Source organism: Streptomyces sp. S6, assembly GCF_054880855.1.
The window spans coordinates 1-1,414 of sequence record NZ_JBTYMC010000637.1 but is presented as its reverse complement, the minus strand read 5'-3'; the positions used below and the strand labels follow the sequence as shown (position 1 = coordinate 1,414).

At 55.9% G+C, this 1,414-nt stretch carries 1 rRNA gene; it reads right to left on the bottom strand.

The window, feature by feature from the left end:
* Nucleotides 1-22: 22 nt before the first annotated feature.
* Nucleotides 23-1,414, bottom strand: a 23S ribosomal RNA gene (locus tag ACVNF4_RS36005); the annotation flags it as partial.

The following is a 1,414-nucleotide window of genomic DNA, read 5'->3' as shown; positions in this document are numbered from 1 at the left end:
AACACAGTGGACGCGAGCAACTGAGGACAAGCCCTCGGCCTATTAGTACCAGTCACCTCCACCCCTTACAGGGCTTCCAGATCTGGCCTATCAACCCAGTCGTCTACTGGGAGCCTTACCCTCTCAAGGAGGTGGGAACACTCATCTCGAAGCAGGCTTCCCGCTTAGATGCTTTCAGCGGTTATCCCTCCCGAACGTAGCCAACCAGCCATGCCCTTGGCAGAACAACTGGCACACCAGAGGTTCGTCCGTCCCGGTCCTCTCGTACTAGGGACAGCCCTTCTCAATGTTCCTGCGCGCGCAGCGGATAGGGACCGAACTGTCTCACGACGTTCTAAACCCAGCTCGCGTACCGCTTTAATGGGCGAACAGCCCAACCCTTGGGACCGACTCCAGCCCCAGGATGCGACGAGCCGACATCGAGGTGCCAAACCATCCCGTCGATATGGACTCTTGGGGAAGATCAGCCTGTTATCCCCGGGGTACCTTTTATCCGTTGAGCGACGGCGCTTCCACAAGCCACCGCCGGATCACTAGTCCCGACTTTCGTCCCTGCTCGACCCGTCGGTCTCACAGTCAAGCTCCCTTGTGCACTTACACTCAACACCTGATTACCAACCAGGCTGAGGGAACCTTTGGGCGCCTCCGTTACTCTTTAGGAGGCAACCGCCCCAGTTAAACTACCCATCAGACACTGTCCCTGATCCGGATCACGGACCCAGGTTAGACATCCAGCACGACCAGACTGGTATTTCAACGACGACTCCACCTGTACTGGCGTACAAGCTTCACAGTCTCCCAGCTATCCTACACAAGCCGAACCGAACACCAATATCAAACTGTAGTAAAGGTCCCGGGGTCTTTCCGTCCTGCTGCGCGAAACGAGCATCTTTACTCGTAGTGCAATTTCACCGGGCCTATGGTTGAGACAGTCGAGAAGTCGTTACGCCATTCGTGCAGGTCGGAACTTACCCGACAAGGAATTTCGCTACCTTAGGATGGTTATAGTTACCACCGCCGTTTACTGGCGCTTAAGTTCTCAGCTTCGCCACACCGAAATGTGACTAACCGGTCCCCTTAACGTTCCAGCACCGGGCAGGCGTCAGTCCGTATACATCGCCTTACGGCTTCGCACGGACCTGTGTTTTTAGTAAACAGTCGCTTCTCGCTGGTCTCTGCGGCCACCCCCAGCTCAGGAAGCAAGTTCCCTCACCAGTGATGGCCCCCCTTCTCCCGAAGTTACGGGGGCATTTTGCCGAGTTCCTTAACCATAGTTCACCCGAACGCCTCGGTATTCTCTACCTGACCACCTGAGTCGGTTTAGGGTACGGGCCGCCATGAAACTCGCTAGAGGCTTTTCTCGACAGCATAGGATCATCCACTTCACCACAATCGGCTCGGCATCAGGTCTCAG